The sequence below is a fragment of the Streptomyces sp. NPDC058469 genome, assembly GCF_042721125.1.
In the GTDB taxonomy this organism is placed as follows: Bacteria; Actinomycetota; Actinomycetes; order Streptomycetales; family Streptomycetaceae; genus Streptomyces.
This window is the reverse complement of record NZ_JBHXME010000023.1, coordinates 21,463-36,432: the sequence shown is the minus strand read 5'-3', so window position 1 is coordinate 36,432 and position 14,970 is coordinate 21,463. Positions and strand designations below refer to the sequence as shown.

The window sequence follows — 14,970 nt, the reverse complement described above, 5'->3', positions numbered from 1 at the left end:
ACCCGAGGAGTTCGGCCCCCGGGGCGGCTTTTGGGCACAGGTCCGGGGGCCGGCGAGGTGCGAAGTGGCCGACGGCGGGCGGGAGTTCAGGCCAGCGGGGCCGAGGGGACCTGTGAGACCTGCGGGACGGCCTTCGCGTCCCAGTCGACGCGGTGGTCGAACTGCCAGGCCGTCCTCTCCGGGTCGATCAGTTTCATGGCCACCGGCATCACCAGATCGCGCAGCACGCGCCCGACCGGGCCCGCGGTCTTGTCGCTGTTCGTCCGGGCGCCGAGCTTGATGATCCGTTCGACGCGCGGCCGACGCAGCCGTTCGTACGCCGCGAAGGCCTGGTCGTACGGCAAGTCCCGCAGACAGCGCGCGAGTTCGACGGCGCTCTCGGCGGCGATGGAGGCGCCCTGCCCGGAGCTGGACGAGGCGGCGTGGGCCGCGTCGCCGATCAGGGTCATGCGGCCGCGGGTCCAGGTCGGCACCCTCGGCATGTTCTCCATCGGTCCGGCGACGAGGAGCTGACCGGCGTCGGTGCGGTCGATCATCTCCAGGGCCGGGGTGCGGTCGTCGGCGAAGGCGGCCCGGAGCGTGCGCAGCCAGTCCGGTGCGCCGGTCGCCCGGACCTCGGCGAGGGTCATCGGGGCGCGGTGGGGCAGGTTGGCGAACCACATCGCCGAGGAGTCGTCGAAGACCTGGTAGCCGAAGAAGGCCCGCTTGCCGAAGCACAGGTACATCACGCCGTCGGTGGACTTCAGCCCGGACGGGGGCAGTTGGGCGCCGAAGGAGATCAGTCCGGCGTAGTGCGGCTCCGGTGCGGACGGGTCGATCAGGGAGCGGACCGTGGAGCGGATGCCGTCGGCGCCGATCAGGATGTCGGCGCTCGCCTCCGTGCCGTCCGCGAAGTGCGCGGTGACACCGGAGCCGGTGTCCGTCGTCCCGGTCAGCCGCTTGCCGTGGTGGATCGGGACGGAGCGGCGCGCGGCCTCGTCGTGGATCGCGCGGTAGAGGTCGGCGCGCCGGACGAACTGCTGGGGCGGGAGCCGGGCGGGCGGGGCGAACCGGGCGAGGTCCTTGCCGGTCCAGCTCCGCAGCCCCATGGCGACGACCGGGGTACCGATGGCGCGGACCAGGTCGCCCGCGCCGATCGCGTCGAGCGCCTGCTGACCGTTCGGCGCGATGGTCATGCCGCCGCCGATCCCGTCGGCCGTGGAGTCGTACGCCTCGTGGACGGTGGCCTCAATGCCCGCCCGCCGCAACGCCATCGCGGCGACGGGGCCGGCGATACCGCCGCCTGTGACGAGGGCGGTGCGGACCTTGCGCGATTCCCCTGTGCCGGTGCGGCTCATGACTGGTGGCTCCTCGACGGGTCGTCGATCGTCGGGACGGTGCCGGTGCGGTGGGCGGCCCGTACGTCCTGGAGGTAGGCGCGGGAGCACATCGCCGTCAGGATCGCGACGCCGCCGCGGCGGACGCGGATCTCGCTGTTCGTGGCGGAGCCGGAGAGGCGGACACGGCGGCCGGTGGCCTTGTCCCCCGTGGGCGCGGGCCCGGAGTCCTTGACCTTGCCGCGGTCGGTCCACGTCAGGTCCCAGTGGTCTACGGCCGTGTCGTCGTCGACGAGCAGCTTGACCAGGGCCCGGTCCATGTCGAGGTGGATCTCGACGTCATCCGGGAGGTCGGGGGAACGCAGGTCGAGGACGGCGGTGCCACGGCGGGCCCTGACCTCGAAGCGGCCGGCCTCGGTCCAGTTCCCGAGGTGCTTGACGAGGGTGTGGTCGGAGTGGACGCGCTCGGTGAGGGACATGTCGGTGATTCCTCTCGGGGTGGTGTCGTAGCGACGACTTGATAGTTGCACTGAAACTAGTCTCACGTCAACTAGTCATCTCGGGGCTACCATCACACCCATGACCGCCTCCGCCGCTCCCCGCAGCTCGCCCCTCGCCCTCACCGTCCTGGCCCTGTTGCACTACCAGCCGCTGCACCCGTACGGCATCCAGCGGGTGATCAAGGACTGGGGCAAGGAGCAGGTCGTCAATGTCAGGCAGCGGGCGAGTCTCTACCGCACGATCGAGCGGCTGCACGGCGACGGGCTGATCGCGGTGCGGGAGACCGGGCGGGATCAGCAGTACCCGGAGCGGACCGTGTACGAGGTCACGGACGCGGGACGTGAGACGGCGCGGGTGTGGCTGGAGGAGATGCTCGCCGCACCGAAGGAGGAGTTCCCGGAGTTCCCGGCCGCTCTGTCGAACCTGTTGCTGCTGCTGCCCGAGGAGATTGCGGACGTGCTGGGGCGGCGGGCCGGCGTCCTCGCGGAGAAGGTCGACGCGATGGACGCGGCGCTGGCGGCGGAGCGCGCTCAGGGACTGCCGCGGATCACCGGGCTTGAGGCCGAGTATCTGCGGGCCGTGACGGCCGCGGAGCTGAAGTGGGTGCGCTCGGTGGTCGAGGACCTGCGGACCGGGCAACTCACCTGGTCGAAGGAGCAGTTGGACGCCTTCGCGGCGAACCCGGCACGGGAATGAGCGAGTTGGGCGGGTAGACGGAACCGGCCGCCGCCCCGTGAGGAGCGACGGCCGGCCGCGTTCAAGAACCTTCAGGCGTACGTCAGTTGCGGATCAGGTTGCGCAGCACGTACTGGAGGATGCCGCCGTTGCGGTAGTAGTCGGCCTCGCCGGGGGTGTCGATGCGGACGACCGCGTCGAACTCCACGCCGGTGTCGGTGGTGACCTTGACCGTGCTCGGGGTGGTGCCGTCGTTCAGCTCGGTGATGCCGGCGACGGAGAAGGACTCCTCGCCGGTCAGACCGAGGGACTCGGCGGTCTGGCCCGCCGGGTACTGGAGCGGGACGACACCCATGCCGATGAGGTTCGAGCGGTGGATGCGCTCGTACGACTCGGCGATGACGGCCTTGACGCCGAGGAGCGCGGTGCCCTTGGCGGCCCAGTCGCGGGACGAGCCGGAGCCGTACTCCTTGCCGGCCAGGATGACCAGCGGGACGCCCTGCTCGATGTAGTTGCGCGAGGCGTCGTAGATGAAGGAGACGGGGGCGTCCGGCTGCGTGAAGTCACGCGTGAAGCCGCCCTCGGTGCCCGGCGCGACCTGGTTGCGCAGGCGGATGTTGGCGAAGGTGCCGCGGATCATGACCTCGTGGTTGCCACGGCGCGAGCCGTAGGAGTTGAAGTCACGCCGCTCGATGCCGTGCTCGGTGAGGTACTTGCCCGCCGGGGTGTCGGCCTTGATCGCGCCGGCCGGGGAGATGTGGTCGGTGGTGACCGAGTCGCCCAGCTTGGCCAGCACGCGGGCGCCGTCGATGTCCGAGACCGGAGTGGTCTCCATCGTCATGCCCTCGAAGTACGGGGGCTTGCGGACGTACGTCGACTGGGCGTCCCACTCGAAGGTGTTGCCCTCCGGGATGGGCAGCGCCTGCCACTGGGCGTCGCCCGCGAAGACGTCGGCGTAGGACTTGTTGAACATGTCCTCGCCGATGGAGTTCGCGACGACGTCGTTGACCTCGGCCTCGGTCGGCCAGATGTCTTCGAGGTAGACCGGCTTGCCGTCCTGGTCGACGCCGAGCGCGTCCTTGGTGATGTCCACCTTCATGGAGCCCGCGAGGGCGTACGCGACGACCAGCGGCGGGGACGCCAGGTAGTTCATCTTGACGTCCGGGTTGATCCGGCCCTCGAAGTTGCGGTTGCCGGAGAGCACCGAAGTCACGGCCAGGTCATGGTCGTTGACGGCCTTGGAGACCTCCTCCGGCAGCGGGCCGGAGTTGCCGATGCAGGTGGTGCAGCCGTAGCCGACGAGGTTGAAGCCGACCTTGTCGAGGTAGGGGGTGAGCCCCGCCTTGTCGAAGTAGTCGGTGACGACCTTGGAGCCGGGCGCGAGGGTGGTCTTGACCCAGGGCTTGCGGGTCAGGCCCTTCTCCACGGCCTTCTTCGCGACGAGCGCGGCGGCGACCATGACGTACGGGTTCGAGGTGTTGGTGCAGGAGGTGATGGCCGCGACCGTCACCGCGCCGTGGTCGATCTCGTACGTCGAGCCGTCGGGGGCCGTGACGGTGACCGGGTTGCTCGGCACACCGTTGCTGGCGGCCGGGGAGTCGGAGGCCGGGAAGGACTCCTTGCCCGCCTCGTCGTCGTCGGCGACGTAGTTGCGCACGTCGCTCTTGAACTGCTCGGCGGCGTTCGCGAGGACGATGCGGTCCTGCGGGCGCTTCGGGCCGGCGATCGAGGGGACGACCGTGGCGAGGTCGAGCTCCAGCTTCTCGGAGAAGTCGGGCTCGGCGGCCGGGTCGAGCCAGAGGCCCTGCTCCTTGGCGTACGACTCGACGAGCGCGACCTGCTGGTCGCTGCGGCCGGTCAGGCGCAGGTACTTCAGGGTCTCGTCGTCGATCGGGAAGATCGCGGCGGTGGAACCGAACTCCGGCGACATGTTGCCGATGGTGGCGCGGTTCGCGAGGGAGGTGGCGGCGACGCCCTCGCCGTAGAACTCGACGAACTTGCCGACCACGCCGTGCTTGCGGAGCATCTCGGTGATGGTCAGCACGAGGTCCGTGGCGGTGGTGCCCGGGGTCAGCTCGCCCGTGAGCTTGAAGCCGACGACGCGCGGGATGAGCATCGACACCGGCTGGCCGAGCATCGCGGCCTCGGCCTCGATGCCGCCGACGCCCCAGCCCAGCACACCGAGGCCGTTGACCATCGTGGTGTGCGAGTCGGTGCCGACCAGGGTGTCCGGGTACGCCTGGCCGTTGCGAACCATGACGGTCCGGGCCAGGTGCTCGATGTTGACCTGGTGGACGATGCCGGTGCCCGGCGGGACGACCTTGAACTCGTCGAACGCGGTCTGGCCCCAGCGCAGGAACTGGTAGCGCTCGCGGTTGCGGCCGTACTCCAGCTCGACGTTCTGCGCGAACGCCTCGTGCGTGCCGAACTTGTCGGCGATGACGGAGTGGTCGATGACCAGCTCGGCCGGCGCCAGAGGATTGATCTTCGCCGGGTCGCCGCCCAGCTCCTTCACGGCCTCGCGCATGGTCGCGAGGTCCACCACGCAGGGCACGCCGGTGAAGTCCTGCATGATCACACGGGCCGGCGTGAACTGGATCTCCTGCGACGGCTGGGCCTGCGAGTCCCAGGTGCCGAGGGCGCGGATGTGGTCGGCGGTGATGTTCGCGCCGTCCTCGGTGCGGAGCAGATTCTCCAGCAGGACCTTAAGGCTGTAGGGGAGCCGGGCCGAGCCCTCCACCTTGTCCAGGCGGAAGATCTCGTACGACTCGTCGCCCACCTGCAGCGTGCTGCGGGCGTCGAAGCTGTTCGCCGACACGACAGTCTCCTTCATTGATGTGCGCGTTCCCACCGCATCCTGCCGCCACAACGTCCTGGCCGATCCGCTAAGGTAAGGCTAAGTTAGGTAAGCCTTACTCCCAGGATCGGCGGAGTGTGCGACTGCGGTGCACCTCGGCAGATATCTCGATGTCGAGATAACTCTAGTACATGGGGGCGGGCTGGTCATGCCCGGGCCGCATCGGGCTGCCATGTTCCCGCGTCTTCGGGGTATCCGATGCGGGACGAAAGGGGGCGGGATGCCGCTCACGTTCCGCAAGAGCTTCCGGATCCTTCCTTGGCTGCGGCTGAACATCAACAAGGGGTCCATGTCGTTCACGACAGGCGGCAGGCGCGGCCCGCGGTACACGCACAGCACCAGCGGGCGCCGCACGACCTCGATGGATCTGCCCGGGCCCTTCGGATGGCGCAAGACGCGCACCAAGAAGGACGACTGACAGCACTGCTGACCGGTCGTCACCCGAATGGACCCCCCAGGAGGCGCCATCTCATATCTGAGATAACCTCGGCCTCATGGCAGACGACTACCTCGTACGTATCGGCAAGCTCATCCGTGACGCCCGGCAACATCGTGGCTGGACACAGACGCAGCTTGCCGAGGCGCTCGGCACCAGTCAGAGCGCCGTCAATCGCATCGAGCGCGGCAACCAAAACATCAGCCTTGAGATGATCGCTCGAATCGGTGAGGCCCTGGACAGCGAGATCGTCTCTCTGGGCTACGCCGGTCCGATGCATCTTCGGGTGGTCGGCGGTCGTCGGCTGTCCGGCGCGATCGATGTGAAGACCAGCAAGAACGCGTGCGTGGCACTGCTGTGCGCCTCGCTCCTCAACAAGGGGCGCACAGTGCTGCGCCGGGTCGCGCGGATCGAGGAGGTGTACCGCCTTCTGGAGGTACTCGGCTCGATCGGCGTCCGCACCCGCTGGATCAACGACGGCGTCGACCTGGAGATCGTGCCGCCGGCCGAGCTGGAGATGGAGTCGATCGACGCGGAGGCGGCCCGCCGCACGCGCTCGATCATCATGTTCCTCGGCCCGCTGCTGCACCGTATGGACAACTTCAAGCTGCCGTACGCGGGCGGTTGCGACCTCGGCACGCGCACGATCGAGCCGCACATGATCGCGCTGCGCCGCTTCGGCCTCGACATCGCCGCGACCGAGGGCCTGTACCACGCGCAGGTCGACCGGTCCGTCTCCCCCGACCGGCCGATCGTGCTGACCGAGCGCGGCGACACCGTCACCGAGAACGCGCTGCTGGCCGCCGCCCGCCACGAGAGCGTCACGGTCATCCGCAACGCGTCCTCCAACTACATGGTCCAGGACCTCTGTTTCTTCCTGGAGGCGCTGGGCGTCAAGGTCGAGGGCATCGGCACCACCACGCTCACCGTGCACGGCGTGCCGACCATCGACGTCGACGTGGACTACTCCCCCTCCGAGGACCCGGTCGAGGCGATGAGCCTGCTGGCCGCCGCCGTCGTCACCGAGTCGGAGCTGACGGTCCGCCGGGTGCCCATCGAGTTCCTGGAGATCGAGCTCGCGGTCCTGGAGGAGATGGGCCTCGACCACGACCGCACACCCGAGTACGTCGCGGACAACGGCCGTACGCGTCTGGTGGACCTCACGGTCCGGCCCTCCAAACTGGAGGCGCCGATCGACAAGATCCACCCGATGCCGTTCCCGGGCCTGAACATCGACAACGTGCCGTTCTTCGCGGCGATCGCGGCGGTCGCTCAAGGACAGACCCTGATCCACGACTGGGTCTACGACAACCGCGCGATCTACCTCACGGACCTCAACCGCCTCGGCGGTCGCCTGCAACTCCTCGACCCGCACCGGGTGTTGGTCGAGGGCCCGACCCGCTGGCGTGCCGCCGAGATGATGTGCCCGCCGGCGCTGCGGCCCGCGGTCGTCGTCCTGCTGGCGATGATGGCGGCGGAGGGCACGTCCGTGCTGCGGAACGTGTATGTCATCAACCGCGGTTACGAGGATCTGGCGGAGCGGCTCAACTCGATCGGGGCGCAGATCGAGATCTTCCGGGACATCTGACCGGCGGAGTGTCGTGCCCCTAGGAGATGAGGGGCACGACACTCCTAAATACCTGCTGACCTGCTGTTACACGCTTGCAGGACCCTCCATTGATCATCGCTGTTTTTCATCACCTTGTGCAACGTGCGTGCAAGATGATCTTAAATTAGTGACGATGCATCAGAGGTATCTGAGTGCCCGTCAGCCTTCACGGAGAGTGCTCGCCAAAGGGGCCTCGCAATGTCCGCACCGACGGTGCCACTGGCGTTCCTGAGATTCGGAGTTCCGTCCTCGCCGCGCACGCGCACCTAGCGCACCACACCGCTACGGCCAGTTCCAGCCCGAACCTCCACACGTACCGGCGCTCCTTCGATCATCCGGCTGACCCCCACGTCCGGGTCGGCGACCTGCTGACCGAGGCGCCCGCCGACAGCATCCGCGACGACCCTGCCCGGGAGCGCGTCGAGACGAGCAGTGAAATGCGTGCTGCCGTCGTCGGGCCTGCCAACGGGATGGGAGGGCGGACGCATACGTCGAGGCCGGCAAGGTCATCAAGACCATGAAGGACACCTGCGCGGACATGTCCGTGAAGTACAAGGAGACGGCTCGGGGCGGGCTTGCGGTGAACATCATCGAGTGCTGAGGAAGTAGGCCCTGAACAGGGTGTTCTTGTCTTTCGGCGCTGTCGGGGGCTTCCCTGCTTGCACGGCGGAAAGTCCCTGAAAAGTCCCTGGGAAATCCCACGAGATGGGTGCCTGACCTGGAGGTTCGCGACATCTGCGTTCACTGATCCGATCCGCCCTGACCGCCGACCGTCGCCAGGGTGTATCAAATCGATCCCCTGAGGTGGCGCACGCCGCCGCGTCGGCGCCCTCCTGCTGATCCGCAACCAGTCCCCTGCCGCCCGCTCTGCCGGGCGCAGAGCAGCCCGAGCGAATCGGCTGGGAGTTCGTCTCCCCGGATCGACTCGATGACTACTGCCTGCCCCACCAGCGCCAGCGGATCACCGAAGCCCTGGTCGCCCTCCACGACCCCGCTCAGCGCGGCTACCGCGTACGAGGCCACCGCATCTGAGACCCAGCAGCAGGGGCACCACACCCGCACTCCGGTTGCCCCTGTCTCGGGCAGGGACTGGCCCGCCTCCGCTTCGGCAACCGGACCATCGCTTCGCATCCGAAATCATCGAAGCCGAAAGGAATCGCTGTGAAGGACTTCTTTGGCACTGTCGTCCACCGTTGGCAGACCGGGCGACGGGACGGCCCGCCCGTCGAGGAAGTGACCGGCCAGGAGGTCGAGCAGACCGTCGAGCTAGTGCGCGAAGGCCGTACGCGGATCGCCCCTTGCTCAGCGTCGGTCCAGTGCGCGGGACGCCGCGTGGTGAGGGATCTTGGGCGGTTGCCGCGTGGTGAGGGGCCTTGGGCGGTTGAGGAGGTCGTTGCCCAAAGGGGTCAGGGAGTGGCGGACGGTGCGTTGTTGGCGACGGCTGTCGGTAAGTCCTGCCTGCCGCAGGACAGTCGCGTGTTCCGACGCGGAAGCTGCTGAGATGTCCAACTGCCTGGCGAGTTCGGCCGTGCTGCTGTGCGGCGCCTCCGCGAGGGCCAGCAGGACCCGGGCCCGAGTGCGCCCCAGTACGGCGGCCAAAACCTGGTCCGTTCGGGTATCCGAGCTGTCGGTGCCCGGCGCTGGGTGATGGAGCGGGTCCCAGGAAGCGGGATGGACGAGGACCGGCGTGTCAGTATCGTTCAGCTGCGCCCGTGGGCTCGGCCAGCAGAAAAAGTGTCCAGTGATGATCAGACCGCGACCCTGCAACCGGAACGTGGACTCGTGATGGGACGGCAGGATGAGGAACGGTGGTTCCCAGGTGATGGACGGGTGCAGCGTGTGCAGGAGCGCGTCCGCCCCTTTGGAGGCGAGTGTTTCGGCACGCAGGGCACGATCGGCATCAAGCACGGTGCGAATCTCGGGAGCGTACGAGCGCACAGCAGCGTCATAGTAGGCCGCGAGATCGTCGACGAGAACACCAAGATGCGGATCCCCCGCCTCCGCCAGTCGGGCGCCCCAAACGGGTAAGGGGTGATGGCCAGACAGGCGGGCCAATTCCCGACGGACACGTCGGCGGGGCGTGGCCCTGATAGCGTCGAACGCTCCTGCTTCCGGCCAGGCACGATTACCTGGTGTGAGGAAGTCGGGCACCCACCCGTATGCAGGCACAAGGCCCCTCAGCACCGCCCCCGGCTGAATGCCACGGGTACGAATGGCCTCTCGCCACGCTTGGAACCGCATAGCCGGATCCCTGCGCAGCAGGACCTGCAGGCTCATCACAGCCTCGCTCACGGGTAAGTGCGCCGGGCGTCCAATTGCCAGCCGGCCCAGGTCCTGTGGGCTGAACTCAATTCGCAATGTCATGGCTCCGCCCCCCTGTCACACTGCTGCCTGCCGCCAAGCTCTCGTAGGTTCTATGGCTGCTCCCGACTGACTTCGCAGGTGTTAACGGATGCTGCATGCCAACGACGTTGAACACCACTCGTCGATCGAAGGTTCGCGAAATATCGCTGAGCAGTGACACCACTCCCGTAGTGATCTGGTTCGTCGTGGGTGGCCTGTTGATAATCAGGCAGCGGCTGTTCCACTTGAAGTGCGGCCTGGTCAGCCAGCCGCTTTCGCCGCTCGCTTGAACATGCCGATGCGTACGTGCGCCTGCGGCGTGTCCCCGCCGCTGACCGCATGGGCCCCGTACAGGTAAGCGGACTCCACCTGCACCTTGGCCTGCGCCGGCGTCCGGCGAACGCTGCCGCTGCCCACGCGGCCGGCCGTGCCCGGCGGTTGGCCGGCGCACAACCCCAGCGCCGCTTCCACGGCCGCACCGGCGACGTCGAGCGAGAGCAGCCCCGGGTTCACCCAGACCTCGTGGTTCTCGCGTATCAGCGTGCCGCCCGAGCCGACTGGGTCCACACAGGTCGGCCTTCATGACCGGGACTCCGTGCGAGGCCAGCGTTCCGGTGCCCGAACCATGCAAGCCGAGCAAAGGGTAGACGTCGATGGGACCGAAGACCGAACCGTTCGGGCTGTCCGCAACTCCCTCCAACTCGCACGACCATGCCTGGGCGGCATCATCACGAAGACCGACCAAGCAGGCCTGGACAAAGGGCATCCGGTCTGCGTGCAGGCGTGACTGCTCCAAGCCTGACAAGGAAACTCCCGTAAAACGATGTGTGCGCTTACCAGGTACAGAGACGGAGCGCCGGCGGATCAGGCCGCGAACGCACGCGAAGGGCTGTGCCGGTGGGCAATGCGGTGCGCGTGAGCCATAGACCACAAACCAACCTCCGGTGGGAATCGGCCAGCCGCAAGAACGGCAGGCGTTGACGCCCGAACAGGGAGATGCCTGGCCGACGCCGACTCTCCGGAAAGCCGTTCGGTGTCGGCCAGGCACCAGATTCCCGGCTGGCTCCTTGTTGCGCACACCCCTGGCGCCACGTGAAACAACTCTCGGGCGGCCGGCCGGAGCCGGCGTTCGGCTGAAACGCGCTGTTCATAGGTGCAGTTGGTGCACGGCGGTGCCAAAGTTGCCTGTACCGATCATGCCGACGGGGGGATGGGATGGGGCGCCGAGAGGGAGCACTGGATCCGGAAGCTGGTCCCGTGCAGCGTTTCGCTTTCGCGTTGCGCACGCTTCGTCAGGAAGCGGGCGGGCTGACTTACCGGGCCATGGCGCAGCACGCGGGTTATTCCGTGGCGACGTTGTCACGAGCGGCGGCCGGGGAGCAGTTGCCGTCCCTCGACGTGGCACTGGCCTACGCGCGGGCCTGCGGAGCGGACGGGGCGGAGTGGGAGCGGAGCTGGCGCATAGCAGCCGAGGATGCGGCTGCCATGCGGGAGACCGGTGATGACGCGCAGGCGCCATACCGCGGGCTGGCCCGCTTCGAAGCCGCGGACGCTGATGTGTACTTCGGGCGGGACGAGCTGGTGGCTCAGCTCATCGAGCGGGTGCACACCCGCCGCCTGGTCGCCCTCGTCGGCGCTTCCGGAAGCGGCAAGTCCTCGTTACTGCGCGCGGGGCTCATCCCCGCCCTGCAGCGGGAAAGGTCCATTGACCGTCGTCCGACAGGCATTCGGATCCTCACCCCAGGGGCCCAGCCGATGTCGGCCCATGGCGCCGCGATCACGCCCTCCCAGGGACGCGGCGACACGGTGGTCATCCTCGACCAGTTCGAGGAACTTTTCACCCTGTGCTCCGACCGCGCCGAGCGCTCTGCCTTCCTCGACGGGCTGGTGAAGGCGACGGAGCCGATGAGCGGGCTGCGGGTGGTGTTCGCGGTGCGCGCGGACTTCTTCGGCCGCTGCGCCGAACATCATCATCTGGCTGCGGCGCTGCGTGACGCCACCCTGCTCGTCGGCCCCATGGGCCCCGCCGAACTTCGCGATGCCATCGTCAAACCGGCAACCGCTGAGGGACTGATCGTCGAGCGCGAACTGACCGCGAAGATCATCGAGGACGTCGACGAAAGACCAGGCGGTCTACCGTTGATGTCCCACGCCCTGTTGGAAACCTGGCGCCGCCGCAAAGGCCGCGCTCTGACTCTTGCCGCCTACCAGGCAGCGGGCGGCGTCGAAGGCGCCATCGCCCGAACAGCGGAAGACCTCTACACCCAACTGTCCGCACCCGAAGCCAGGCACGCCCGACGAATCCTGCTGCGCCTGATCGCCCCCGGCAAAGGCACGCAGGACACAAGGCGTCCGGCGGACCGCGAGGAACTGGATGCCGACAGCTCTCCCGCGGCTGGAGACGTACTCGAGCGGTTAGTCAAGGCACGGCTGGTCACGATCGACGGCAGCACCGTCGACCTGGCGCACGAAGCTCTCATCGCCGCTTGGCCCAGGCTGCGGGAATGGGTCGACGAAGCCCGGGAACGCATGCACCTCCAACATCAGCTCAGGGAAGCCGCCCGCGCATGGAACGCCCTGGGCCGCGACCCGGGGGCTTTGTACCGCGGCACCCGCCTCGCCGCTGTCGAGGAAGCCTTCGCCGTTCCCGGCAGAGCCGAGGATCTGAACGGTCTGGAACGGGAATTCCTCTCCAGCAGCACGACCGCTCGCGACCGTGAGCGCCTCGCTGCCGCCCGCACGTCGCGCCGCCTGCGCCAGTTCACCGGCACACTGTCCGTCCTGCTTGTCATCGCCCTCACCGCGAGTCTGGCCGCCTGGAAAGAGTATCGGGCGAGCGAACATCAACGAGACCAAGCTTTAGCCGCACAGCAGACCGCTGTGTCCCGTCAGCTGGCCGCGCAGTCAGCCGCTCTCCTGGGCGACGACCCCGATCTCGCCATGCTGCTAGCCGTGCAGGCCTACCAGATCCGTCCCACGGTAGAGGCCGTCTCCAGCCTCTACTCCGCGGCAGCCCTCCCCTTGCGGCACCGGCTGACTGGTCCCACTGCCCCTGTCAGCGCGGTGGCATTCAGTTCCGACGGCCGTTCAGTGGCTGCCGGCAGTTCCGACGGCCGTATACGGCTGTGGAATGCGGCGAACGGCAGGGTTCGCACAATCTTCCCCGCTTTCGCAGGAGGAGTCACCGGCCTGGCCTACCGTCCGGACGGCCGCCTCCTGGCCGCCGGCGACGCCCACGGGAGGCTGCGGCTGAGGACTGTTTCGGTGGCCCGGAAAGCCTGGACCGTTCAGGACTATGCAAGAGATCCGGGACCGGTGGCGGTCAGCTCCGACGGCCGTTCAGTGGCTGTCGGCAGTTCCGACGGTCATGTACGGCTGCGGAATGCGGCGACCGGTACGGTTCGCACCGTCTTGCCCGTCTCCGTGCATGGCGTGGCGTCGGTCGCCTTCAGCCCAGACGGCCGCCTCCTCGCCGTCGGCGACTTGGGCGGAACAATCCGGGTGTGCGACCTGATCCACAGCACCACCCGTGTGATCCGGCAAGAAGGGGCCGGCCCAGTGTCATCAATGGCCTTCAGCCCCGACAGCCGCCTACTGGCCGTGGGCGATGTCGGCGGTCTGGTGCAGTTGTCGGACGTGACGAAGGGTGCTCTCCGAACTCCGTTCACCGGACACGACGGGCCGGTGCGGGCGGTGGCGTTCAGCCCGGACGGGCGCATGGTGGCCACCGGCAGTGACGATCGCACAGCACGGCTGTGGGACACGGCCACCGGCAAGAGCCAGGCTGTCCTCACCGGCCACCTCGACAGTGTGTCGTCGGTAGCGTTCAGTCCGGACGGCAGCACTCTGGCCACCGGCAGTCTTGATCGCACAGTCCGGCTGTGGGATCTTGCTCAGCAGACGCCCGACAACAGACGAACCGAATCCGCCACCTTGTCGAGCATGGCCTTTACAGATGACGGGCGTACCTTGGCAACGGGTGATGTCCATGGAACAGTGCGCTTCTGGGACACGGCCAACGAACGGCCGCGCAGCGCCCGCTCTGTCGGTGTCGGCGCTGTGACGTCACTGCTCCTTCGTCCAGGCGGCCAGGCAATGGCCGGTTTGAACACCGGTGACGGCCGCTCCGTGCAACTGTGGGATGCGCGAACCAGCATGCTCCGCACGGTCGTGCGCAACCGTCCCCTGTCCGACACCCTGCTGGCAACGGCACTGAGTCCCGACGGGCGCGTTCTCGCCACCGGCGGGACAGGCGCGCGTATGCACCTTTGGGACGTAGCCACCGGCAAGGTCCGGACCGTCCTCGCCGGACAGACAGACGTCGTGGCGTCACTCGCTTTCAGCCCGGACGGACACACACTTGCCTCCGCCGGTGCCGACGGAAAGCTACAAGTATGGGACATCGCCACTGGCGCGAGGCATGCCGTCCTCACCGACCTGGCAAGCTCGCTGGCGTTCAGCCCCGACGGCCGCACCCTCCTGGCCGGTCACGCCGACGGAACAGTACGACTGTGGGACCTGGCCACAAGTACCGTCCGCGCCACCCTGAGTGGGCGTCAACAAGCAGTGTCCGCGATGGCTGTCAGTCCCGACCAACACACACTCGCGGCCGGCAATACCGACGGCACGATTCAACTGTGGAAGCTCAGCCTGCCCCGCCCACGTCAGGCCATCGGCATGATCTGCGACGCTCTTGACCGAGACCTCACCCAGCAGGAACGCTCCCAGTACCTCCGGGGCCACGCGCGGCGCCAAGTGTGCTTCCCCTAGGCGGACTTGTCCGGCCGATCATGCGCGAAGCCAGACGGTGAAGGCTGCGGCGGTGGCCAAGCTAAGCGGACATACCCTGCCTGTCGTAGCGAGTGGGTGCGCCACGAGGCGCCATTGAGCCGAGTGAGGTGAGAGACCTTCACCGCCGGGTTGTCGCAGTAACCCGTTTGGAGACACCGGTAGGGCGCCCCAAGTCGATCTCACCCACCGCCCGACGCCTGAGCCAGTTGATGGCCCGTTCGACGGAGTCGCGTTCCTCGTACGGCTCTTCGTCGCAGCCGGGCGGCCGCCCGCCGAGTGAGCCTTTGCGCTGGCGGGCGGCCTGGCTGTCGGTATTCTCCGGGATCGTGCGCCGGACGCGCCGGCGACGCAGGTACTCCCGACAAGGCCCGTTGCCGTATGCCCTGTCGGCTGCCATGCTGTCGGATTCTCGGAGCCTTCCCGGCCCCCCTCGCCTCCCACA

The 14,970-nt window shown here is 67.9% G+C and carries 10 protein-coding genes; 4 read left to right on the top strand and 6 right to left on the bottom strand.

Features of this window, described 5'->3' with window-relative positions; all coding sequences use genetic code 11:
• Positions 1 to 86: 86 nt before the first annotated feature.
• On the bottom strand, positions 87 to 1,337 hold the full coding sequence (locus ACFWP5_RS14005) for an FAD-dependent oxidoreductase (RefSeq protein ID WP_384154825.1): 1,251 nt from the start codon (positions 1,335 to 1,337) through the stop codon (positions 87 to 89).
• Positions 1,334 to 1,795, bottom strand: coding sequence for a hypothetical protein (locus ACFWP5_RS14000; protein ID WP_384154823.1), 462 nt, complete (start codon positions 1,793 to 1,795; stop codon positions 1,334 to 1,336). Before ACFWP5_RS14000 ends, ACFWP5_RS14005 begins: the two co-directional genes overlap by 4 nt.
• Before the next feature lie 100 nt (positions 1,796 to 1,895).
• On the opposite strand from ACFWP5_RS14000, the gene ACFWP5_RS13995 reads away from it, so the two are divergent.
• Positions 1,896 to 2,513 carry a PadR family transcriptional regulator gene (locus ACFWP5_RS13995; protein ID WP_384154821.1) on the top strand — a complete coding sequence of 206 codons (618 nt, stop codon included), beginning with the start codon at positions 1,896 to 1,898 and terminating at the stop codon, positions 2,511 to 2,513.
• An 82-nt stretch (positions 2,514 to 2,595) separates the two neighbouring features.
• On the opposite strand, the gene acnA is transcribed toward ACFWP5_RS13995, so the two are convergent.
• Entirely contained in the window at positions 2,596 to 5,310 is a 2,715-nt protein-coding gene (gene acnA / locus ACFWP5_RS13990; RefSeq protein ID WP_384154819.1) for an aconitate hydratase AcnA, read from the bottom strand.
• Positions 5,311 to 5,569: 259 nt separating this feature from the next.
• On the opposite strand from acnA, the gene ACFWP5_RS13985 reads away from it, so the two are divergent.
• Both ACFWP5_RS13985 and ACFWP5_RS13980 read left to right on the top strand, forming a co-directional pair.
• A complete protein-coding gene (locus ACFWP5_RS13985; RefSeq protein ID WP_384154817.1) occupies positions 5,570 to 5,767 on the top strand; it encodes a DUF4236 domain-containing protein in 198 nt (65 codons plus the stop codon).
• Between the two features lie 76 nt (positions 5,768 to 5,843).
• A complete protein-coding gene (locus ACFWP5_RS13980; protein ID WP_384154815.1) occupies positions 5,844 to 7,373 on the top strand; it encodes a helix-turn-helix domain-containing protein in 1,530 nt (509 codons plus the stop codon).
• A gap of 1,323 nt (positions 7,374 to 8,696) precedes the next feature.
• On the opposite strand, the gene ACFWP5_RS13975 is transcribed toward ACFWP5_RS13980, so the two are convergent.
• Positions 8,697 to 9,635, bottom strand: a complete 939-nt coding sequence (locus ACFWP5_RS13975) for an ArsR/SmtB family transcription factor (protein ID WP_384154881.1) — start codon at positions 9,633 to 9,635, stop codon at positions 8,697 to 8,699.
• Positions 9,636 to 9,998: 363 nt separating this feature from the next.
• Positions 9,999 to 10,304 (bottom strand): hypothetical protein, encoded by a 306-nt coding sequence (locus tag ACFWP5_RS13970; RefSeq protein ID WP_384154813.1) that lies wholly within the window; start codon positions 10,302 to 10,304, stop codon positions 9,999 to 10,001.
• Between the two features lie 690 nt (positions 10,305 to 10,994).
• On the opposite strand from ACFWP5_RS13970, the gene ACFWP5_RS13965 reads away from it, so the two are divergent.
• Positions 10,995 to 14,507, top strand: a complete 3,513-nt coding sequence (locus tag ACFWP5_RS13965) for a helix-turn-helix domain-containing protein (RefSeq protein ID WP_384154811.1) — start codon at positions 10,995 to 10,997, stop codon at positions 14,505 to 14,507.
• Between the two features lie 139 nt (positions 14,508 to 14,646).
• Here the strand turns inward: ACFWP5_RS13965 and ACFWP5_RS13960 are convergent, their stop codons facing one another.
• Positions 14,647 to 14,925, bottom strand: coding sequence for a hypothetical protein (locus tag ACFWP5_RS13960; RefSeq protein ID WP_384154809.1), 279 nt, complete (start codon positions 14,923 to 14,925; stop codon positions 14,647 to 14,649).
• Positions 14,926 to 14,970 lie beyond the last annotated feature (45 nt).

Bases quoted from the DNA above. Each gene is read 5' to 3' on its own strand.
- ACFWP5_RS14005 (WP_384154825.1), bottom strand. From the start codon at position 1,337: ATGAGCCGCACCGGCACAGGGGAATCGCGCAAGGTCCGCACCGCCCTC.
- ACFWP5_RS14000 (WP_384154823.1), bottom strand. From the start codon at position 1,795: ATGTCCCTCACCGAGCGCGTCCACTCCGACCACACCCTCGTCAAGCAC.
- ACFWP5_RS13995 (WP_384154821.1), top strand. From the start codon at position 1,896: ATGACCGCCTCCGCCGCTCCCCGCAGCTCGCCCCTCGCCCTCACCGTC.
- ACFWP5_RS13985 (WP_384154817.1), top strand. From the start codon at position 5,570: ATGCCGCTCACGTTCCGCAAGAGCTTCCGGATCCTTCCTTGGCTGCGG.
- ACFWP5_RS13980 (WP_384154815.1), top strand. From the start codon at position 5,844: ATGGCAGACGACTACCTCGTACGTATCGGCAAGCTCATCCGTGACGCC.
- ACFWP5_RS13975 (WP_384154881.1), bottom strand. From the start codon at position 9,635: ATGCGGTTCCAAGCGTGGCGAGAGGCCATTCGTACCCGTGGCATTCAG.
- ACFWP5_RS13960 (WP_384154809.1), bottom strand. From the start codon at position 14,925: ATGGCAGCCGACAGGGCATACGGCAACGGGCCTTGTCGGGAGTACCTG.